This is a genomic window from Sphingomonas sp. MMS24-J13 (assembly GCF_044905095.1).
Lineage (GTDB): Bacteria > Pseudomonadota > Alphaproteobacteria > Sphingomonadales > Sphingomonadaceae > Sphingomonas_I.
This window is the reverse complement of the sequence record NZ_CP173258.1, coordinates 4,065,008-4,085,850: the sequence shown is the minus strand read 5'-3', so window position 1 is coordinate 4,085,850 and position 20,843 is coordinate 4,065,008. Positions and strand designations below refer to the sequence as shown.

The window sequence follows — 20,843 nt, the reverse complement described above, 5'->3', positions numbered from 1 at the left end:
ACCTATTCTCCTTCGCGCGGGGCGTGGCCGACGCGCCGCATGAACCCGAGCAACACCTCTTCGAGGACCGAGAGGTTGAGGCTGTAGACGACCGAGGCGCCACGCTGCTCGGCCTGGATCAGGTTCGCCGCCTTCAATTTGGCGAAATGCGCCGACATGGTCGGCTTGGAGACGGGGAAAGCATCGGCGAGCTCGCCCGCCGTGCGGCTGCCCCGCTTCAAAATTTCCAATATCTCGCGCCGGATGGGATGCGAAAGGGCTTCGAACACGGAATCCATATCGATTCGTATATTAGCTAATTAGCTAAATGACAAATCATAATTATGCGTGCCCGCTATCGCCTGCCCTCTCCGTGTACTACAGAAATAGCACAGCGCGCCGCCGAGGCGCGGGAGGACGAGTGACGATGCGGGTGGTACGCGGGCTGTGGAAGCTGCTGGTCGGGGTCAAGGACGCGCTCGTCCTGCTCCTCCTGCTGCTGTTTTTCGCGATCCTCTATGCCGCGTTGACTGTCCGGCCCAACCCGGCACTGGCCAATAGCGGGGCGCTGGTGGTGCGGCTCGACGGTGCGGTGGTCGAGCAACCCAAGGATGCCGATCCGTTCGCTATCCTATCCGGCAATACGCCGGCGACGCGCGAGTATCGTTTGCGCGACGTGGTCCGCGCGATCCGCAGCGCTGCGACCGACGCGCAGGTCAAGGCGGTCGTGCTCGATCTCGACAGCTTTACCGGGGGCGGCCAGACCGCGATCGAGACGGTGGGCGAAGCGGTCGATGTGGTTCGGCGCGCGCACAAGCCGGTCCTGGCTTATGCCACCGGCTATGGCGACGACAGCTATCAACTCGCCGCGCATGCCAGCGAGGTCTGGCTCAACCCGCTCGGCGCTGTGCTGCTGACGGGACCGGGCACGCAGCACCTTTATTATAAGGGGCTGCTCGACAAGATCGGCGTCACCACGCACGTTTATAAGGTCGGCAAGTTCAAGTCGGCGGTCGAGCCCTATATCCGGACCGACCAGTCACCCGAGGCGCGCGCGGCCAATCAGGCGCTCGCGGATTCCCTGTGGGCGAGTTGGCAGGACGACGTTCACAAGGCACGCCCCAAAGCCACGATCGCCGCTTATGCCCGCGATCCGGCCGGCGCGTTGGTAGCGGCACAGGGCGACAGCGCCAGCGCCGCGATGCGCGCCGGGCTCGTCGATACGCTCGGCGACCGGATCGCCTTCGGCCAGCGGGTCGCGTCGATTGCGGGCACCGATGCGAACGGCGGTCCGGGCAGCTATTCGGCGCTGCCGTTCGATCGCTATCTGGCAGCGCATCCCGATGGCGCGGCCGGCAAGGTCGGCGTGCTGACCGTTGCCGGCGAGATCACGGACGGCACCGCAGGGCCCGGCACGGCAGGTGGCGAGACCATCGCCAAACTGCTGACCAGCGAGCTCGCCAAGAAGCGGATCAAGGCCCTGGTGGTGCGAATCGATTCGCCTGGCGGATCGGTAACCGGATCGGAGCGGATCCGGACTGCGATCCTGGCCGCCAAGGCGCAGGGGCTGCCGGTGGTGGTGTCGATGGGATCGGTCGCGGCGTCGGGCGGCTATTGGGTTTCGACCACGGGCGGCACCGTCTTCGCCGAGCCATCGACCATCACCGGATCGATCGGCGTATTCGGCATGATCCCGACATTGGCCGGGACGCTCCAGAAGCTTGGCCTCTCCGCCGACGGCGTCGGCACCACGCCTTTGTCGGGCCAGCCCGACATCTACCATGGTACGAGCGAGACCTTCGACCGGCTGATCCAGACCGGGATCGAGGCAGTGTATCGACGCTTCATCGGGCTGGTCGGCCAGGCACGGCACATGACCCCCACGAAGGTGGACGAGATCGGGCAGGGCCGCGTCTGGGCTGGCGGTACTGCGCGGCAATTGGGGCTGGTCGATCGCTTTGGCGGGCTGGACGATGCGATCGCCCTGGCTGCGAGCCAGGCGAACCTGTCGGGCACCGATGCCACGCCGCGCTGGATCGAGCGCGAGCCCAACAGCTGGAAGAGCCTGCTGCGTGACTGGACCCAGAAAAACGACACCAATGGCGGTGACGCGATCGATCCCTGGACACGGATCGCGCAGCGGCCGCAGGTGCTGCTGCTCGGCGCTATCGGGGATGCCGAGCGTATTGCAGCTGGCCCGGCAATCCAGGTGCGTTGCATCGAATGCGGCTTTGCGGAGGCACCGTCAACGCCTACCCGCCTCAAACTGACGCCCGCCTTGCTGGCGCTCATAGGCAAATGATTCCGGGCTGCTAACCGAATCGCAAAGTGGCATGGCCACGATGCCGCGGGTGACGGCATTGTTCGACGAGACGCAGCAAGGTGGCGCCTGATGACGATCGCATATCTGGTCAATCATTACCCCACCGTCAGCCATAGCTTCATCCGTCGCGAGATCCTGGGCATCGAGGCCGCGGGCGGCACGGTCCGCCGCTTTTCGATCCGCCCGCCCGCCCGCGATCTGCCCGATGCGCAGGATCGAGCAGAGGTCGCTCGTACCGAGGTGGTACTCGCCGACGGAATGGGCGCCCTGATCGGGGCCGGGCTCAGGACGATGCTGACGCGCCCAGGCCGGTTCGCCAGGGCCCTGCGCGCCGCCATATCGATGGGGCAGGGCCGGCCATCGCAGATTGCCCGGCAGCTCATCTACTTGCTCGAGGCGTGCTGGATCGTCGGCCGCCTGGCCGGCGTAAGCCACCTCCACGCCCATTTCGGCACGAACCCGGCAGCGGTCGCCCGACTGGTGCATCTCCTTTCGGGGGTCAGCTACAGCTTCACCGTCCACGGCCCCGAGGAATTCGATGGGCCGCGCATGCTCGATCTGCCGGGCAAGATCGCCGATGCCCGCTTTGTCGTCGCGATCAGTTCGTTTGGCCGGAGCCAGCTGATGCGCTGGACCGATCCGGCGGCGTGGGACAAGCTGGCGGTGATACGATGCGGGGTTGACGAGATGTTCGCCGGGGCAGAGACGGCACCGCCGGTCGAGCGCCCCGAACTGAGCTGTGTCGCGCGACTGAGCGGGCAGAAGGGCTTGCCAATACTGATCGAGGCGGCCGCGCTGGTGAAGCAGCGCGGAATCGACTTCCATCTCACGCTGGTGGGCGATGGCGAGATGCGGCGCGAGATCGAGGCGATGATCGCCCAGCGCGGGCTCACTGAAAACGTCACCATCACCGGTTATCTCGACGCCGCCGGCGTGCGCAATGCGATCACCCAATCGCGCGCGATGGTGCTGCCGAGCTTCGCCGAGGGGCTCCCGGTGGTGATCATGGAGGCGCTGGCGCTGAGCACGCCGGTGATCGTCACCGCGATCGCAGGTACGCCCGAGCTCGTCGATGCGAGCTGCGGCTGGCTGATTCCGGCCGGATCGGTCGAACCGCTCGCCGATGCGATGGCCGAGGCGCTCGCCGCCAGCCCGGAACGGCTGCGCGAGATGGGCGCGATCGGTCGCGCGCGGGTGCTGGAGCAGCACGATGCCGGGCGCAACGCCCGCCAGATCGCCACATTGATGGGGGCGCTGTGATGATCGGGCTGATCCTCTTCCTGATCTGCATGCCGCTGATCGTCATCGACTGCGTCTTCCTGGCCGAGGTCACGTTGGGCCTGGCGAAGGAGAAAGGCGCCCGGCCGGCACCGATCGACGCAAGCCGCATCGCCCTGATCATTCCCGCACATAATGAGGAAAGCGGCGTGCGCGCCGCGGTGGCGGCAATTCTTGCCGTGATCCCGCCCGCCGTTCGCGTGCTGTTGGTGGCGCATAATTGCAGCGACCGTACCGCCGAGGAGGCGCGTGCTGCCGGCGCGGAGGTGACCGTGCTCGACCGCCCCGATCAGCGCGGCAAGGGCTACGCGCTTGCACATGGCCGCGCGGTGCTCACCGCCGACCCACCCGCGGTTGCGATCCTGATCGATGCCGATTGCGTGCCCGAGCCCGGCACGATCGAGCAGATCGCCGCGACCGCGCACGCCACCGGCCGCGCCGTCCAGGCCGCCTACCTGTTCGGCTCGCGCCCGGTCGACGCGCCGATGGTCCAGATCTCCAACTTCGCCCTGCTGGTGAAGAATCTGGTACGCCAGCGCGGCGGGCGACGGCTGGGCGCGCCCGCGCTGATGACGGGATCGGGCATGGCCTTTCCATGGGCCACCTTCAGCACGCTCGACCTCGCCACCGGCAATATCGTCGAGGACCTGGCGATCGGGATCGAGCTGGTTCGCGCGGGCCAACCGCCTCTGTTCGACGAGGGGGGGCTGGTCTGGTCGACGCCGAGTAGCGAGAAGGGCACCCAGACCCAGCGGTCACGCTGGGAAGGCGGCTTCCTGGCGACCGCCCGCACGATGGCGCTGCCTCTGGTCGGCGAAGGGTTGCGACGTGGATCGTGGAGCCTGTTCTGGATGGGGCTGCATCTGCTGACACCGCCCCTGACCTTGCTGTTGATGGCCAATGTCGCCTTGGTGGCGGTGCTAGGCGTGATCGCAGCATTGGGCGGCCCCTCGACCGCGTTCGCAGTGCTGGCGGGGCTGATGGCGCTGATCGTGCTGGCCGTGCTCGCCGCCTGGGCCGTGGCCGGACGCCGCGTGCTTTCGGGCAGGGTTCTGGCGCGGCTGCCGCTCTATATGCTGTGGAAAATCGCGCTTTACCGAAAGATCATCCGGAAGGACGAGAAACCGGCCTGGGTCCGGACCGAGCGGATCGACTGATCCCTCAGCGATATTCCATGATCTTGCGGTCGCGTTTGCCGACACGATCGAGCCAGCGGCCGGCGAGCCCCGAAAAAGCCGCGAACTGGTGGATCACGCGGAGCGCACCCGCGCCGAACGCCAGCCGGGCGGAGGGCCAGAACGGCCGTTCGCGCCGCGACAACCGCAGGAACTGGAGCAGGTAGAGCCCACCGAGAAGAACGGCGATCGCACCGAGGCGCCAGTCGAGCAGCGCCAGCAACAGCGACAGCAAAGCGAGCGCTGGCAACCAGAAGCCCCACAGCATCATCCGGCGAACCTGCGCGACATCGCCGGGCAAGGCGCCCGCCCCGTGCCGCCCGACATGCTCGGCGGCGGCATAGCCGGCACGGCGGGCACGCTTCCACCACTGGCCGAAGCGCGTGATCGCCGCATCATGGCGGGTCATCGGCTCGTCGACCCGCAGGAAGCGCCAGCCGCCCGCACGCGCCATCCGCACGCACATGTCCGGCTCCTCGCCCGCGATCAGATCGTCCGCGTAGCCGCCGACCTGCGTCAGCGCCGCGACACGGAACAGCGCATCGCCTCCCGTCGCCAGCACCGGGCCGGGCGGAACATTCCATTCGATGTCGCAGATGCGGTTATAGATGCTGCGATCGGGCGCTATCTCCGCGCGACGGCCAAACACCCCGGCCAGCCCCGGATCGGCATCGAGCGCCATGACCCCGGTTTCGATCCAGCGGGGTTCGACGATACAGTCGCCATCGACCATCTGGATCATCTCCAGCCCCGGCGCGTGTTCCAGCAAGGCGGCGATACCGGCGTTGCGCGCACGCGCAGCAGTGAATTTGGGCGGCACCGGCAATTCGACCAACGCGACGCCGAACGATCGCGCGAAATCCTGGCTGCCGTCGGTCGATCCCGAATCGACGTAGACCACCGGACCAGCGCCGATGACCGAGCGCAAACAGCCCTTGAGCCGCTCACCCTCGTTGCGGCCGATGACGACTATGCCGACGCGATTTTCGGCAGCACGCATCATCTCGCCTCCTGATGCCATGCAGGTGCTGTCGGCGATGTTGCGAGGAACGTCAATGCAGCGTGGCACCGGCGAGGACGCTGCAGCGATGCCCGATCATGAAGGCGGCCGGGGCGCCCGCCGCTCATGTGCGGCGGCGCCTATCATGCAGCCCCGCGGAGCGCGGGCGCCTCGGTACCGAGCATGACCAGTTGAAAGAGCAGGAGGTTCTGATCGTCGGTGACGCTCATGGTCCATTCGCGCGAGAGCCAGAACGAGTCAGCATGCTCCTCGCAGATCACGCGACCCGCCAGCTTCACAGCCTCGCATTTCGCAGCTTGCACGCTTGCGAGCACAGTGCCTTCGTGATCGAAGCTGTCGTTGATGTTGAAATGAAACCTCGGCATCTACGTGCCTTCCCAACTCGCTGGATCGCCGTGGCCGACTGCTGATCGCGCCATCCATCGCAGATCTGAAAAAGTCTGCATTTCCGGGAATGTACTTAACGGACGAGACATCAGTCGAAATGAGAAAGGCTTGCGCCGTCATGGAGGCTGCCGTGCAAGCTTCTCTGGCCGTGTCCGGACGCCCGAGCCAATCGGCCTCAGCCGCGCCCTTGAGGCCGGCCGCCCCCTTTTTGTGAGCGAAAAGCCTGATGGACAGAATCCAGCATCTGGTGTCCGCGTTTGTCGGCGATAATGATTTGAGCGGCACCGATAAGTGCGATCCCAGCATGACGGGGGCCCGGCCACGCCCAACGCCGGCCACCCCCGTGGTCGCCCGCGGGGCTGCGAAGATAGTCGGGGGAGTCCTGCGCCTGGTGGGAAAACCACGCCGGCAGAAAGAAAAACCAGCTAAATCCAGCTGGTGACCCCTACGGGAATCGAACCCGTGTTTCAGCCGTGAAAGGGCCGCGTCCTAGACCGCTAGACGAAGGGGCCGTCTGCGAGGCGACGCGCTTAGGAGGCGATCGGCCTCAGGTCAATCCGCCCAGGCGGCATCATCGATATGAAGTTCGGCTTTGGTGCCGCCATTATAGTCGTCGATCCGCGCTCGGCCGGCGAGCCACAGGCGGCGATGCGGGCCGGCCCCGAGCAATGCCTGCCCCAACGGGCTTTCGGCCTGCCGGAACGCGATCGTCTTGAGCGAGCGGCCATCGTCGCCCGCCACGACGGCACGGACATGGCCATTGCCGATGATGTCGGCCTTGATGATCCGTACCGGGCCGGCGACGACCCGGGGCGACGGCCAACCCGCGCCGTAAGGCCCACCCGCATCGAGCGCGTGGACCAGGCCTGGAGCGATTCCGCCGCAGCTCAGCACCGCATCGAGCAACAGGGCGCGGTCGTCGCGCGCGAGCGCCACACCGGCCGCAAGCCTTTCGTCGAGGAAATCGGCGAGCGCATCGACCTTGTCGGCGGCAACGGTGAGCCCCGCCGCCATCGCATGACCGCCGCCAGCGACGAGCAACCCCATATCCTTGGCCGCCAGCACGGCCGCGCCGAGATCGACCCCGGCGATCGAGCGACCGGAACCCTTGCCGACGCCCTCATCGTCGAGCGCGATCACGATCGCAGGGCGGCCGAGCTTCTCCTTGAGTCGGCCCGCGACGATGCCGATCACGCCGGGATGCCAGCCCGCCCCCGCGACCAGTGCGACCGCGCGATTGCCCTGCGCCGCCACCAGCGTTTCTGCTGCCTCGGTAACGGCCGCCTCGATCGCACGGCGCTCGCCGTTGAGCCGATCGAGTTCGGCCGCGATTTCCTCCGCCTCGGCCGCATTCTCGGTCGTAAGCAGGCGCACGCCGAGATCGGCTTTGCCGACTCGGCCGCCGGCATTGATGCGCGGGCCGAGCGCGAAACCGAGATCGGTGCAACTCGGCGGCTTCAGCAGACCGGCAGCACGAGCGAGCGCGGTGAGCCCGACATTGCGGCCCTGCGCCATGACCTTGAGGCCCTGGGCAACGAAGGCCCGGTTGAGCCCTTTGAGCTGGGCGACGTCGGCGACGGTTCCGAGCGCGACGAGATCGAGCAATTCGATCAGCTTGGGCTCGGGGCGCGACGCGAACCAGCCGCGGGTCCGTAAGGTCCGCAACAAGGCGGCGCCGAGCAGAAAGGCGACCCCGACCGCGGCGAGGTGGCCGTGCGCCGCACCCTCATCCTCGTCGAGCCGATTGGGATTGACCAGCGCCAGGGCACGCGGGAGCGCGCTGGCGCATTTGTGATGATCGACGACGATCACGTCGACACCTACCTCGGCCGCCATGTCGAGCGCCTCGAACGCCTGCGCACCGCAGTCGACCGTGACGATCAGCTGCGCCCCACCCTGGGCAATCCGGACCAACGCCTCGCCGGAGGGGCCGTAGCCTTCCATCAGACGATCGGGGATGTAGGCCTGCGGATCGAGCCCGAGCCCGCGCAGCAGGCGGATCAGCAGTGCCGCCGAGGTGGCGCCGTCGACATCGTAATCGCCGAACACAGTGACCCGCTCGCCGCCCAGGACGGCTGCGGCGAGCCGTTCGGCGGCAACGTCCATGTCACGGAAGATCGAGGGATCGGGCATGAAGCCGCGGATCGTCGGCGTACGATGCTGATCGAGCGCCTCGCGCGCCACGCCGCGCGCGAGCAGGAGTTGCGTGACGAGGTCGTCCGCATCGAGACCTTCCGCGGCGAGCCCCCGCCAGCGCCACGGCTGGCCAAGAATTGAATGGGTGACGGAAAGCGCGGGCATCATCGGACGTGGTGTACAGGTTACGGGACTCCGCGTGAATCCCTTCCCCCGCGTGGCTAAACCAGATCCACCAGCCAGAAGAACACCGCCCCCATCAAGGCCGCCGCCGGCAGTGTCACGATCCAGGCCACGACGATGCTCGACGCCACGTTCCAGCGCACCGCCGACATGCGCCGCGACGCGCCCACGCCGACGATCGCGCCGGTGATCGTATGGGTGGTGGAGACGGGGATGCCTCCGAGATTGGCAAGGAAGAGCGTGATCGCGCCACCCGTTTCCGCACAGAAACCCTGGGCCGGGGTCAGACGGGTAATCTTCGATCCCATCGTGTGGACGATGCGCCAGCCGCCGGCCAGCGTGCCGATCCCCATCGCCGCCTGACACGAAATCACCACCCAGATCGGGATGTGGAATGCGCCGGTGAGCATCCCCTGCGAATATAGCAGGACGGTGATGATCCCCATCGTCTTCTGCGCATCATTCCCGCCATGGCCGAGCGAGTAAGCCGCCGCCGACAAGAGTTGGAGCTTGCGGAATTTCCGATCGGCGCTCGCGGGCGTCTGCCGCGCAAACAGCCAGTTGGTGATCAGGATCATCACCAATGCCAGCGCGAGCCCGATCGCCGGCGACAGGAAGATCGCCGCCGCGGTCTTGAGCACGCCCGACCAGACGATCGCCGACAGGCCGGCCTTGGCCATGCCCGCACCGATCAACCCGCCGACCAGCGCGTGGCTGGACGATGATGGTATACCCAGCCCCCAGGTGATCAAATTCCAGCTGATCGCCCCCATCAGGGCGCCGAACACCACTTGCGCATCGACGATATCCGCCGAAATCGTACCCTTGCCGATCGTGTAGGCGACGCTGTGGCTGAACACGACGAAGGCGATGAAGTTGAAGAACGCCGCCCAGAATACCGCGACCTGCGGCGAAAGCACGCGGGTCGAAACCACCGTCGCGATCGAATTGGCGGCGTCGTGGAGCCCGTTCAGCAGATCGAACAGCAGGGCGATGCCGATCAGCCCGGCCAGCATGGGGAAGGCGATGTGGCTCATCGCGGCGAAACCCCAATGACACCCCGTTCGCTCAGCACGGAAGGACCGGCACGCCCTCTACGCGTGATCAAGCACCAGCCCCTGTACCTCGTTCGCGACATCCTCGAAGCGATCGACCACGCGTTCGAGATGGCTGTAGATTTCGCGGCCGACGATGAAGGTCATCGGACGCGCGTCGCCGGTGGCCTTGAACAAAGCCTTCAGGCCCGAATCGTGGATCTCGTCGGCGTGGCCTTCCAGTTCGACCAGCCGCGCCGTCAGTTCGAGAATCCTCGTGGAATTGTCGCCGATCGAGCGCAGCAGCGGCATCACCTCGGTCGTCACGCGCGCGGCTTCGACGATGATACCGCTCATATCGCGCATCTGCGGCTCGAACTCGGTCAGTTCGTAGAGCATGATCGCCTTGGCGGTCTGGTTCATCTGGTCGATCGCGTCATCCATCGCGGCGATCAGCCCCGTGATCGCGGTTCGATCGAACGGCGTGATCAGGATGCGGCGGACATCCTGCAGCACTTCGCGTGTGATATCGTCGGCCTGATGCTCGCGATCGTAGACCTCGCGGACATGAACCGCGATGTCGGCCCCACCCTGCAGCAAACGCGCAAGCGCATCCGCGCCAGCGACCAGGGTCGCGGCATGCTCTTCGAACAGTTCGAAAAAGCGCCCCTGCTTTGGCATGAGCGCCTGGAACCAGCGTAACATCGGCATTCTCCCGCCCTGAGCTTCGGCCCATAGCTTCAGCCGGGCGATCCTGCCAACCGGGCGCCGCGCAATCCGAAAGTCGCCGATCAGCCGGCCGAGATCGGGCTCGTCGACCGCCGCCGCGGCTGCGGGCAAAGTAAACCACTGGCTGTCGCGCTCATCCTGCTCGGGCCAATCGTCAGCCTGGTCGGTGACCGCAAGCGGGAAGAGCGCGACGGTAGCGCGCTTCACGCTGCCATTGCGGCGGCGCTTGTAATAATTGTACGATCCCAATGGCGTCGGGCAGGTAATGCCGCTTACCCCGGCCTCTTCGAACGCCTCGTGCGCGGCGGCCTCGTGGCTCGCCAGCCCCCGGATCGGATTACCCTTGGGCACCACCCAGCGCCGCGTTTCGCGGCTGGTGATAAGCAGCACGCGCACCGCGCCACCGTCATCGATGCGGTAGGGTAAAGCGGCGACCTGGCGGATTTCGGGAATCTCCTTTCGAACTCAATAGCCGAAAGTGAAACTCCTGTGAATCCCGTAGCATCACGGAGCCGTCACGCCGAGAGCATCTCCGCCAGCCGAAGCATGAATGCCGCGCCGCGCTCGATCTGGCGGCGTTCGACATATTCGTCGGGCTGGTGCGCCTGCTCGATCGACCCAGGCCCGCAAATCACGGTCGAGAAGCCTGCCTGCTGGAACTGCCCCGCCTCGGCGGCATAAGGCACGACGCGGGGCGGACCATTGTTGCCGGCAAGCGAGCGGGCGATGCGCTCTGCCTCCCCATCGGGTTCGGGCGCGAAAGCCGGCGTGAGCGAGCGACGGACGATCTCCACCCCGGCCTCGGGAAAGCGCGTTTTCATTGCGGCATCGAGCGCCCGCGCGTGCGCAAAGAAAGGGGCCAGCACTGCCTCGGGATCGGTCCCCGGGGGCGAGCGCAGATCGAACACGAATATGCATTCGCGCGCGAGGATGTTGACCGCGGTGCCGCCATTGATCTGGCCGATCGTGAGCGTGGCATGCCTCGGCAGGAAGGGCGAGGCGGGATCAGCCTCGCGCTCGAGCTTGGCCGCCAGATCGGCGAGGGTTCCCATCAATTCGATCGCCGCCATGTTGGCCGAAAGGCCGAGATGGGTGAGGCTGGAATGCGCCTCGTGGCCGGTCACGGTGACATAATAAGAGGTGATGCCCTTGTGGCCGTGGACCACCTCCATATTGGTTGGCTCGCCGACGATGACCGCGGCAGGGCGCGGCAAGGTGGCGGCAATTTGTTCGATCATCGCCGGGGCGCCGAGACAGCCCACTTCCTCATCATAGGATAGAGCGAGGTGGATCGGGCGCTGCAACCGGTCGGCCTCGGCGAACACCGGAGCGGCGGCGAGCGCGAGCGCGAGGAAGCCCTTCATGTCGCAGGTGCCGCGCCCATAGAGCCGGCCATCGCGTTCGGTCAGCGTCCAGGGATCGCTCGTCCAGGGCTGGCCATCGACGGGCACCACATCGGTATGCCCCGACAGGACGATCCCCCCTCGATAGCAGGTCCGAGCGTGGCGAAGAGATTGGCCTTGGTGCCGTCGTGATTGGGGACGCGGGTCGAGGCGACGCCGAGTGCAGTAAGCAGCGCCTCGACATGCTCGATCAAGGCGAGGTTTGAATCGCGCGAGGTGGTATCGAATGCGACCAGCCTGGTCAGGAGGGCGATGGCATCGGCGGCGAGGCGATCGGCGTTGGGCAACGGACTCATCCGCTCACTCTGCGCGCTTCAATCCCGCAGAGGAAGCCGGGATGTCGTCATTTGCCGCAGTGCGGGGCCGGCGACGCCCCACGGTCCGTCGCCTGAGTGGAACTTGCGCAGGATCTTGCCGGTGACGCGATCGATCACCGTTACATCGTTCGACGACCCATTGGCGGTGACGAGCGCCTGGCCGTCGGCGGTCAGCGCGATCCCCCACGGCTGATCCCCGACATGATCGATCAGGCGTACGATCTTCCCCGGCGACGGATCGATCTCGGCCACCATGCTATCGTCGCCGGTAGTGACGAAGACATGACCGTCCGGGCCCTCCGCCATGCCGATCGCCTTCAGCTTGTCGCCCTCGCGCGCGATATCGATCCGCTTGGTCAGCGTGCCGTCCTCCGCCGAGACGAAAGCGAGCTGGCCGTCATCCTCGATCGTCACGAACAGAGTCTTGCCGTCGCGCGACAAGAGCAGCCCGTGCGGGCGCCCCTCCAGCTTGAGCCTGCCGAGCGGCCGCAGGGTATGGGCGTTCAGCATCATCAGACGGTTCGAGCCGGCGCATGCCACGAACAGGCGATCACCATCGGCGGTGACCGCCACCGCAAGCGGTTCCTTGCCGACCTTGACGCTCAGCCTCTTGCCGCTGCCGTCCACCGCCACCGCCGAGACGGCACCGTCATCCTCGTTCGCGACATAGAGGGTGCGGCCGTCGGGGCTGAGTGCGAAGGTGGAGGGATCGCGGCCGACCTGCAGCACGCGTTCGACCTTCAGCGACTTGAGATCGAGCACGACGATCCCGTCGGCGGCGGGATCGGATGGGGGCGAGGCCACCTGATCGGGATTGGGATCGGGGACCGGCGTGCCCGATACCGCGACATAAAGGTGCGTACCGTCTGGCGAGAGCAGCAACCCGCGCGGGCGCTGCCCCAATCGCAGTCGCTCGACCACCGTGCCGGCCTTCGGATCGATCGCGACGACCGAGTCGCCACGTTCGTTGGAGACATAGAGCCGCTCGCCCGGATCGTGCGACTGGGTACAGCCGACCGCAAGCATCAGCGCCGCCAGCGCGGCCGCGCCGAAGGCACGGCGGTCGATCCGGATCGAGTCGAAAATCACGGGCGTTCAGGCAAAACCGATTGGGTCATGGGCGTTCTCACGATAGCTCGGCAACCAGGATCCACACTCCCCGTCTCGCCGGATAAACGACTCGGCGTGGCTAGCGGTGCGCCCACTCGACCGCAAGCACGACTCCCCGCAGCCTGTCATCCGGTGGCGACAGTCCCAATTCCCTGACTGTTCGCCCCTGGAGAATGCGGTGGCTGCCGCCGCAGATGGGCTCGGTCGTTCGTGCAGGCGACCGGGCCCCTTTCCTAAGCTTGAACCTTGGGACCGAAAGGATCAGAGCCCAAGCTTGTTCCGAGGAGAGGCTGTTATGCGCGAAATAGCGCACTTTATCGTGGGCGGAGCCGCTGAAGCGGCGCGCTACGGCGATGTCTACGACCCCAACACCGGCGCGAAACAAGCGCGCGTGGCGCTAGGCGGCAAGGCCGATCTCGATCGCGCCGTCGCGATCGCCAAGGCGGCACAGCCGGCATGGGCGGCGGTCAATCCGCAGCGTCGCGCGCGCGTGATGTTCGCGTTCAAAGCGCTGATCGAGGCCAATATGGACGCGCTCGCGCATCTGCTTTCGTCCGAGCATGGCAAGGTGATTGCCGATTCGAAGGGCGACATCCAGCGCGGGTTGGAGGTGATCGAATTCTGCTGCGGGCTGCCGCATCTGCTGAAGGGCGAATTCACGATCGGCGCGGGCCCGGGCATCGACGTCTGGTCGATGCGCCAGCCGATCGGCATCGGCGCCGGCATCACCCCGTTCAACTTCCCAGGCATGATCCCGATGTGGATGTTCGGCCCGGCGATCGCGACCGGCAACGCCTTCATCCTGAAACCCTCCGAGCGCGATCCGTCGGTGCCGGTGCGGCTGGCCGAGCTCATGCTGGAGGCCGGTCTGCCCGAGGGTATCCTCCAGGTCGTCCATGGCGACAAGGAGATGGTCGACGCGATCCTCGACCATCCCGATATCGGCGGCATCAGCTTCGTCGGCTCGTCCGATATCGCGCATTACGTCTATTCGCGCGGCACCGCTGCGGGAAAGCGCGTCCAGGCAATGGGCGGCGCCAAGAATCACGGCATCGTCATGCCCGATGCCGATCTCGACCAGGTCGTCTCCGACCTCGCCGGCGCGGCGTTCGGATCGGCGGGCGAGCGCTGCATGGCGCTACCGGTGGTGGTGCCGGTGGGCGAGGATACCGCCGACCGCTTGCGCGCGAAATTGATCCCGGCGATCGAGGCATTGCGCGTCGGGATCTCGACCGATCCGCAGGCGCATTACGGCCCGGTCGTGACCCCGCAGCACAAGGCCAAGATCGAGAATTATATCCAGATGGGCGTCGACGAGGGCGCCGAGCTGGTGGTCGATGGCCGCGGTTTCACGCTTCAGGGTTATGAGGACGGCTTCTTCGTCGGACCAACCCTGTTCGATCACGTCACGACCGACATGCGGACCTATCGGGAGGAGATCTTCGGGCCGGTCCTGCAGATGGTGCGCGCGAAGGATTTCGAGGAGGCGGTCGCCCTCCCCTCGCAGCATCAATACGGCAATGGCGTCGCCATCTTCACCCGCAACGGCCATGCCGCGCGCGAATTCGCGCAGCGGGTGAATGTCGGCATGGTCGGCGTCAACGTGCCGATCCCGGTGCCGGTCGCCTACCATACGTTCGGCGGCTGGAAGCGTTCGGGCTTCGGCGACCATAACCAGCACGGCATGGACGGCATCCGTTTCTGGACCCGCACCAAGACGGTCACCGGCCGCTGGCCCGATGGGGCCGGCGACGGATCGAGCGCGTTCGTCATCCCGACGATGAGTTGAGGTATGCGAACATGACTGAGGATAATCGCCGTCGCGCCAGTTCGGGCTCGCCCTTCGAAACGACGATCGGCTTTTCCCGCGCGATCCGGGTGGGCGACCGTATTCTCGTTTCGGGCACCGCCCCGGTCGAGGATGACGGGACGAGCACGCCGGGCGACGCCGGAGCACAGGCCGAACGCTGTTTCGTGCTGATCGAGCGCGCGATCGCCGCGCTGGGCGGCACGATGGCCGATGTCGTGCGTACGCGCATGTTCCTGACCGATGCCGAAGATGCGGTCGCGGTCGGCGACGTCCATGGCCGCTGGATGCAGGACGGCCGCCCCGCCGCGACGATGGCGGTGGTGGCAGCCCTGCTCCGCCCCGAATGGCGGATCGAAATCGAGGCCGAAGCGATGCTGGATGCGACCGCATGACTCAGTTCGACCTGACCGAGGAGCAGAGCGCGATCCAGGAGATGGCGCAGCGCTTCACCGCCGACCGGATCACGCCGCATGCGGCCGAATGGGACGAGACGCATCATTTCCCGCGTGACGTGGTGAGGGCGGCGGCCGAACTGGGCTTCGGCGCGATCTATGTGTCCGAAGAGAGCGGCGGCATCGGGCTCGGCCGGCTCGAGGCGGCTCTCATCATGGAGGCGATGGCCTATGGCTGCCCTTCCACCTCGGCCTTCATCTCGATCCACAACATGGCGTCCTGGATGATCGACCGGTTCGGCTCGGCCGACCTGAAGGCGCGCTATCTGCCGGCGATGGTGACCGGCGAGACGCTCGGCTCCTATTGCCTGACCGAGCCGGGATCGGGCTCCGACGCCGCCGCGCTCAAGACGAAAGCGGTGCGCGACGGCGATCATTATGTCGTGTCGGGATCGAAAGCCTTCATCTCGGGCGGGGGCGTCAACGAGCTCTACGTCACGATGGTCCGCACCGGCGAGGACGGGCCCAAGGGCATTTCCTGTCTGGTGATCGAGAAGGACATGCCGGGGGTCTCGTTCGGCGCCAACGAGAAGAAGCTCGGCTGGCGATCGCAGCCGACCGCCCAGGTCAATTTCAATTCGGTGCGGGTGCCCGTCGCAAATCTCGTCGGAGCCAAGGGCGAAGGCTTTCGCATCGCCATGTCGGGGTTGGACGGAGGGCGGCTCAATATCGGCGCCTGCTCGCTGGGCGGCGCGCAACGCTGCCTCGACGAAGCAATCGCTTACACGCGCGAACGGCGCCAGTTCGGCCAGCGCATCGCCGATTTCCAGGCGACCCAGTTCACCCTGGCAGACATGGAAACCGAGCTGCAGGCGGCGCGGACATTGCTCTACGCCGCCGCCGCCAAGGTCACTGCCGGCGCGCCCGATCGCACCAAGTTCGCGGCGATGGCGAAGCGACTGGCGACCGACACCGGATCGGCGGTGGTCGATCGCGCGCTCCAACTGCATGGCGGCTATGGCTATCTGCGGGATTATCCGATCGAACGCTTCTTCCGCGACCTGCGCGTCCACCGCATCCTGGAAGGCACCAACGAGATCATGCGCGTGATCATCGCGCGGGAGCTGTTGCGGCAGTGACGGATGAGATTCTGGCATTCGTCGAGGGTAAGGTCGGCCGCCTCCGCCTCAACCGCCCGAAGCCCATCCACGCGCTCAACGAAGCCATGTGCCATGCGATGATCGCGGCTTTGGTGGCGTGGCGCGAGAATCCAGCGGTCGGGGCGGTGTTGCTGGACCATGCCGAAGGGCGCGGTTTCTGTTCGGGCGGCGACGTGCGCGCCGCTGCCGAAAGCGGGAAGGTCGATGGCGCGGCGGCGCGCGCCTTCTTCGGCACCGAATATCAGCTCAATCACCTGCTCTTCACCTACGCCAAGCCGATCGCCTCGTTCATGGACGGGATCGTGATGGGGGGCGGCGTCGGCATCGCCTTGCCCGCGCGCTATCGCGTGGCGACCGAGCGCACCGTCTTCGCCATGCCCGAGGCGACGATCGGGCTGTTTCCCGACGTCGGCGGCGGCTGGTATCTCTCACGCCTGCCGGGGCGGATCGGCCAATATCTGGCGCTGACGGCGGCGCGGATCGGCGGCGCGGAAGCGAAGGCGCTGGGGATAGCCACGCATTATGTGCCGGCTGAGGCGCTGGACGGCGTGAAGGCGGCGATCATTGCCGAACCGCAGCAGATCCAGGCCATCCTCGACGCGGCGGCCATTCCCGCGACCGAAACCCCAATTCTCCAGCAACGCGAATCGATCGACCGGCTGTTCGCGGCCGATTCACTCGAGAACATCCTGGCGGCACTCGAATCGGACGGCGGCGATTGGGCGCGGGAGGTCCTCGCCGGCCTGCGCACCAAATCGCCGCAATCGTGCAAGGTGGCGCTGCGCCTATTGCACGAGGCCGCCGTCCGCACCGATTTCGCCGACGAAATGCGCGCCGAGTTCGGCATCGCCGCGCATATCTGCCAGCGGCACGATTTCATCGAGGGCGTGCGCGCTTTACTGGTCGACCGCGACAATGCGCCGATTTGGGATCCGGCCACGCCTGAAGGCGTAACCGATCATATGCTCGATACGATCTTCGGCCCGCTGCCCGATGGGGAGGCGTGGGAGCCGTTGCGGCTCTGATGTCGCCTCTGCGACGGCAGAGGCCCATGCTTCTCTCCCCAAAAGCTGGCATTCGTTGCTAGAGAGATAGGCCCCTGCCTCCGCAGGGGCGACGGAGTGTTTGATGGATTACGAAACCGTCCTGATCGAGCGGCATGACGCGGTGACTTTGGTACGACTCAATCGCCCGCAGGCGCTGAACGCACTCAACAGCCAGGTGCTGGGCGAGCTGATCGCCGTCTTCGCCGCTTACGACGCCGATCCCGGGCAGCGATGCCTGGTGCTGACGGGCAGCGAGAAAGCGTTCGCCGCAGGCGCCGACATCAAGGAGATGTCCGAGCAGGGCTTCGCCGATATGTACGCCCACAATTTCTTCGCCGGCTGGGAGAAGGTGACCGCAACGCGCAAGCCGTGGATCGCGGCGGTGTCGGGCTTCGCGCTGGGCGGCGGCTGCGAGGTGGCGATGATGGCCGACTTCATCCTCGCCGCCGAGAGCGCCAAATTCGGCCAGCCCGAGATCAAGCTCGGCGTCGGCCCCGGCATGGGCGGATCGCAGCGGCTGACGCGCGCGGTCGGCAAGGCCAAGGCGATGGAGATGTGCCTGACTGGGCGGATGATGGGCGCCGAAGAGGCTGAACGATCGGGCTTGGTTGCACGGATCGTCCCGGCGGCCGAACTGGTGGACGAAGCGCTGAAGGTGGCGGCCATGATCGCCGCCATGCCGCCGCTCGCCGCGATCGCGGTAAAGGAAATGGTCAACGCCGCATTCGAGACGGGACTGGCGCAGGGGATCAATTTCGAACGGCGCCTGTTCCATGGCCTGTTCGGGACTGCCGACCAGAAAGAGGGTATGGCAGCGTTCGTAGAAAAACGGCCCGGCAATTGGACCGGGCGATGAAATAGACGGAGAGGCGCGTGAAGATCGGCTTTATCGGCCTGGGCAATATGGGCGGAGGCATGGCCGCCAACCTCGCCAGAGCCGGCCACGCGGTGCGTGCCTTCGATCTGTCCGAAGCGGCTTTGACCAAGGCGGTCGAAGCAGGATGCGCGCGGGCGGCCTCCGCGCGCGAGGCCGTAGCGGGATCGGACGCGGTCGTGACGATGCTGCCCGCCGGTACGCATGTCGCCCAGGTCTACACCGAATCGGTAGTCGGCGCGGCGCCGAGCCAGGCGCTGCTGATCGATTGTTCGACGATCGACGTTCCGACCGCCAAGAGGGTGGCGGCCTCGGCCGCCGAGCAAGGCTATGCCGTGCTCGACGCACCAGTATCGGGCGGGATCGCCGCCGCGAACGCCGGCACGCTCACCTTCATGGTCGGCGGCCCCGACGCGGCGTTCGCGCGGGCCGAGCCAATTCTGGGCGCTATGGGCAAGACGGTGATCCATGCCGGTGGCAATGGTGCCGGCCAATCGGCCAAGATCGTCAACAACATGATCCTCGGCGCGACGATGATCGCGACCTGCGAAGCGTTCGTGCTGGCGAAGAAACTGGGGCTCGATCTCCAGACCTTCTACGACATCTCCTCGAAGGCGAGCGGGCAGAGCTGGTCGATGACGAGTTATTGCCCGGTGCCGGGCGTGGGACCGGAGACGCCGGCCGACCGCGATTATCAGGGCGGATTCGCGGCCGCACTGATGCTCAAGGATCTGAAGCTGGCGGTCGGCGCCGCGCACGACGTCGGCGCGAGCGTGCCGATGGGGGCCGCGGCCGAGGCGCTGTATCAGGCGTTTGCCAATGGCGGCAGCGCGGGCCTCGATTTCTCGGCGATTATAAAGATGCTTGAAGGGGGCAGGTAACCGAGCCTCCTATTCTCGTCATGCCAGCGAAGGCTGGCATCTCAGGAGAATAGCGCGCTCTACTTGCCTGCTGAGACCCCAGCCTTCGCTGGGGTGACGTACAAAGTCACCCTAACGCCTTCTGTCGCCGCCTTTGCACCGACGATCCGAGCCCGATCGCCTCGCGATATTTCGCCACCGTCCGCCGCGCGATATCGAAGCCCTTCGCGTTGAGCAGCTCGACGAGCTTGTCGTCGGACAGCACGTCCTTGCCCTCGTTGGCGATGAGCGTGGCGATATGGCTCTTCACCGCCTCGGCCGAGACCGATTCGCCGTCGCCCGACGAGACCCCGCTGGTGAAGAAATATTTGAGCTCGAACAAACCGCGCTCGCACGACAGATATTTGTTCGACGTGACCCGGCTGACGGTCGATTCGTGCATGCCGATCGCATCGGCGACGGTGCGCAAGGTCAGCGGCTTGAGATGCGCGACCCCGTGAAGGAAGAAGGCCTCCTGCTGCTTCACCAATTCGGTCGAAACCTTGATAATCGTGCGCGCGCGCTGATCGAGCGCCTTGATCAGCCAGTTTGCGCTGGCCAGACAATCAGCGAGCCAGGCCTTGCCCTCCTTGTTGTGCGCGCCGTGTGACAGCTCGGCATAATAGCGCCGGTCGAGCAGCAGCCGCGGCAGGGTAGCGCTGTTCAGTTCGATCGACCAACCACTGCGCGCCTTTGCGACGAAGATGTCGGGGGTGACCGGCGCTGCCCGCTCGCTGCCGAAGCGCAATCCCGGCTTGGGATCGTAGGCGCGAAGCTCGCGGATCATGTCGGCGAAATCGTCCTCGTCGACCCCGCACAGCCGGCGCAGCGGTGCCAGCTGCCCCTTGGCGAGCATCTCGAGATTGTCGAGCAGGCACGCCATCGCCGGATCGTAGCGATCGGCCTCGCGCGCCTGCAGCGCGAGGCATTCGCCGAGATCGCGCGCGGCGACCCCGGTAGGATCGAAGCTCTGAATGATGCGGAGCACGCGATCGACCTCGTCGGCCGACACACCCGTTCGATCGATCAGATCGTCAAGCGGCTGCGCGATATAGCCGGCCTCGTCGATCAGATCGATGATCTGACCGGCAAGCGGCATGTCGCGCGCTGACAATATCTCGCCAGCCTGCGCGAGCAGATGATCGTGGAGCGAGGGCGCGTCCGCCGCGAACGAATCGAAATTGGGCCCGTCCTCAGGCATGGCCCCGCCGAGCCCGTCCATGCCGAGCTGGCCGCCCAGCCCGGCGCTCGGCATGTCGATCGCGCTGTCGTGGTGGAAGGTCTCGGCCTCGTAATCGACGTCGAGCGGGGCATCGGCAGCGGCATCGCCATGCTCGATCAGGCGATCGGCGGTGATGAGATCACCTTCGGGAAGCATTTCCGGAGCGGGGCCGTCGGGTTCGGCCACCACGGGGCCGTCCTCGCCACCGGTCGCGAGCAGCGGATTCTTCTCCAGTTCCTCCGCGATCACGCCTTCCAGTTCGAGATTGGAGAGCGCGAGGAGCTTGATCGCCTGCTGGAGCTGCGGCGTCATCACCAGCGACTGCGATTGGCGCAGGTCGAGGCGCGGCGCGAGGCTCATCGCAC

Annotated in this window: 19 protein-coding genes and 1 tRNA gene; 9 read left to right on the top strand and 11 right to left on the bottom strand. The window is 66.3% G+C overall.

Translation table 11 applies throughout. The features are described from left to right. Window positions 1-2: 2 nt before the first annotated feature. Window positions 3-278, bottom strand: coding sequence for a metalloregulator ArsR/SmtB family transcription factor (locus AB4Z44_RS18835; RefSeq protein ID WP_404711197.1), 276 nt, complete (start codon window positions 276-278; stop codon window positions 3-5). Window positions 279-406: 128 nt separating this feature from the next. Between AB4Z44_RS18835 and sppA the strand changes: the two genes are divergently transcribed. The 3 genes from sppA to AB4Z44_RS18820 all read left to right on the top strand — a co-directional run bounded on the left by sppA (window position 407) and on the right by AB4Z44_RS18820 (window position 4,737). After that, window positions 407-2,281, top strand: a complete 1,875-nt coding sequence (gene sppA, locus AB4Z44_RS18830) for a signal peptide peptidase SppA (RefSeq protein WP_404714279.1) — start codon at window positions 407-409, stop codon at window positions 2,279-2,281. 90 nt (window positions 2,282-2,371) lie between these two features. After that, window positions 2,372-3,562 (top strand): glycosyltransferase family 4 protein, encoded by a 1,191-nt coding sequence (locus AB4Z44_RS18825; protein ID WP_404711196.1) that lies wholly within the window; start codon window positions 2,372-2,374, stop codon window positions 3,560-3,562. Further along, window positions 3,562-4,737: a glycosyltransferase family 2 protein gene (locus tag AB4Z44_RS18820; RefSeq protein WP_404711195.1), complete on the top strand. Its 1,176-nt coding sequence runs from the start codon at window positions 3,562-3,564 to the stop codon at window positions 4,735-4,737. Before AB4Z44_RS18825 ends, AB4Z44_RS18820 begins: the two co-directional genes overlap by 1 nt. Before the next feature lie 4 nt (window positions 4,738-4,741). On the opposite strand, the gene AB4Z44_RS18815 is transcribed toward AB4Z44_RS18820, so the two are convergent. The 9 genes from AB4Z44_RS18815 to AB4Z44_RS18775 all read right to left on the bottom strand — a co-directional run bounded on the left by AB4Z44_RS18815 (window position 4,742) and on the right by AB4Z44_RS18775 (window position 13,054). Continuing rightward, window positions 4,742-5,758, bottom strand: a complete 1,017-nt coding sequence (locus AB4Z44_RS18815) for a glycosyltransferase (RefSeq protein WP_404711194.1) — start codon at window positions 5,756-5,758, stop codon at window positions 4,742-4,744. 140 nt (window positions 5,759-5,898) lie between these two features. Next, entirely contained in the window at window positions 5,899-6,141 is a 243-nt protein-coding gene (locus AB4Z44_RS18810) for a DUF6894 family protein (RefSeq protein ID WP_404711193.1), read from the bottom strand. Window positions 6,142-6,599: 458 nt separating this feature from the next. Then, window positions 6,600-6,675, bottom strand: a tRNA-Glu gene (locus tag AB4Z44_RS18805). Between the two features lie 40 nt (window positions 6,676-6,715). After that, the gene (gene recJ, locus AB4Z44_RS18800; RefSeq protein ID WP_404711192.1) at window positions 6,716-8,467 is read right to left on the bottom strand and encodes a single-stranded-DNA-specific exonuclease RecJ; all 1,752 of its coding nucleotides are present in this window, start codon (window positions 8,465-8,467) and stop codon (window positions 6,716-6,718) included. A 53-nt stretch (window positions 8,468-8,520) separates the two neighbouring features. Then, complete coding sequence (locus AB4Z44_RS18795) at window positions 8,521-9,519, bottom strand: anion permease (protein ID WP_404711191.1); 999 nt, start codon at window positions 9,517-9,519, stop codon at window positions 8,521-8,523. Window positions 9,520-9,576: 57 nt separating this feature from the next. Continuing rightward, window positions 9,577-10,689: a DUF47 family protein gene (locus AB4Z44_RS18790; RefSeq protein ID WP_404714278.1), complete on the bottom strand. Its 1,113-nt coding sequence runs from the start codon at window positions 10,687-10,689 to the stop codon at window positions 9,577-9,579. Window positions 10,690-10,760: 71 nt separating this feature from the next. Continuing rightward, a complete protein-coding gene (gene argE, locus AB4Z44_RS18785; RefSeq protein ID WP_404711190.1) occupies window positions 10,761-11,699 on the bottom strand; it encodes an acetylornithine deacetylase in 939 nt (312 codons plus the stop codon). Further along, window positions 11,651-11,944 (bottom strand): hypothetical protein, encoded by a 294-nt coding sequence (locus AB4Z44_RS18780; RefSeq protein WP_404711189.1) that lies wholly within the window; start codon window positions 11,942-11,944, stop codon window positions 11,651-11,653. Before AB4Z44_RS18780 ends, argE begins: the two co-directional genes overlap by 49 nt. Before the next feature lie 18 nt (window positions 11,945-11,962). Next, window positions 11,963-13,054, bottom strand: a complete 1,092-nt coding sequence (locus AB4Z44_RS18775; RefSeq protein WP_404711188.1) for a glutaminyl-peptide cyclotransferase — start codon at window positions 13,052-13,054, stop codon at window positions 11,963-11,965. A gap of 316 nt (window positions 13,055-13,370) precedes the next feature. Here AB4Z44_RS18775 and AB4Z44_RS18770 point away from each other — a divergent pair, with 316 nt between their 5' ends. The 6 genes from AB4Z44_RS18770 to mmsB all read left to right on the top strand — a co-directional run bounded on the left by AB4Z44_RS18770 (window position 13,371) and on the right by mmsB (window position 19,238). Next, entirely contained in the window at window positions 13,371-14,864 is a 1,494-nt protein-coding gene (locus AB4Z44_RS18770) for a CoA-acylating methylmalonate-semialdehyde dehydrogenase (protein ID WP_404711187.1), read from the top strand. An 11-nt stretch (window positions 14,865-14,875) separates the two neighbouring features. After that, window positions 14,876-15,277, top strand: a complete 402-nt coding sequence (locus AB4Z44_RS18765) for a RidA family protein (RefSeq protein ID WP_404711186.1) — start codon at window positions 14,876-14,878, stop codon at window positions 15,275-15,277. Next, window positions 15,274-16,416, top strand: a complete 1,143-nt coding sequence (locus AB4Z44_RS18760; RefSeq protein WP_404711185.1) for an acyl-CoA dehydrogenase family protein — start codon at window positions 15,274-15,276, stop codon at window positions 16,414-16,416. Before AB4Z44_RS18765 ends, AB4Z44_RS18760 begins: the two co-directional genes overlap by 4 nt. After that, the gene (locus AB4Z44_RS18755; RefSeq protein ID WP_404711184.1) at window positions 16,413-17,462 is read left to right on the top strand and encodes an enoyl-CoA hydratase/isomerase family protein; all 1,050 of its coding nucleotides are present in this window, start codon (window positions 16,413-16,415) and stop codon (window positions 17,460-17,462) included. Before AB4Z44_RS18760 ends, AB4Z44_RS18755 begins: the two co-directional genes overlap by 4 nt. 103 nt (window positions 17,463-17,565) lie before the next feature. Continuing rightward, window positions 17,566-18,339 (top strand): enoyl-CoA hydratase, encoded by a 774-nt coding sequence (locus tag AB4Z44_RS18750; RefSeq protein ID WP_404711183.1) that lies wholly within the window; start codon window positions 17,566-17,568, stop codon window positions 18,337-18,339. A 47-nt stretch (window positions 18,340-18,386) separates the two neighbouring features. Continuing rightward, a complete protein-coding gene (gene mmsB, locus AB4Z44_RS18745) occupies window positions 18,387-19,238 on the top strand; it encodes a 3-hydroxyisobutyrate dehydrogenase (protein WP_404714277.1) in 852 nt (283 codons plus the stop codon). 106 nt (window positions 19,239-19,344) lie between these two features. Here mmsB and rpoN read toward each other — a convergent pair whose 3' ends face one another. After that, entirely contained in the window at window positions 19,345-20,838 is a 1,494-nt protein-coding gene (rpoN, locus tag AB4Z44_RS18740) for an RNA polymerase factor sigma-54 (protein ID WP_404711182.1), read from the bottom strand. Window positions 20,839-20,843: the final 5 nt, after the last annotated feature.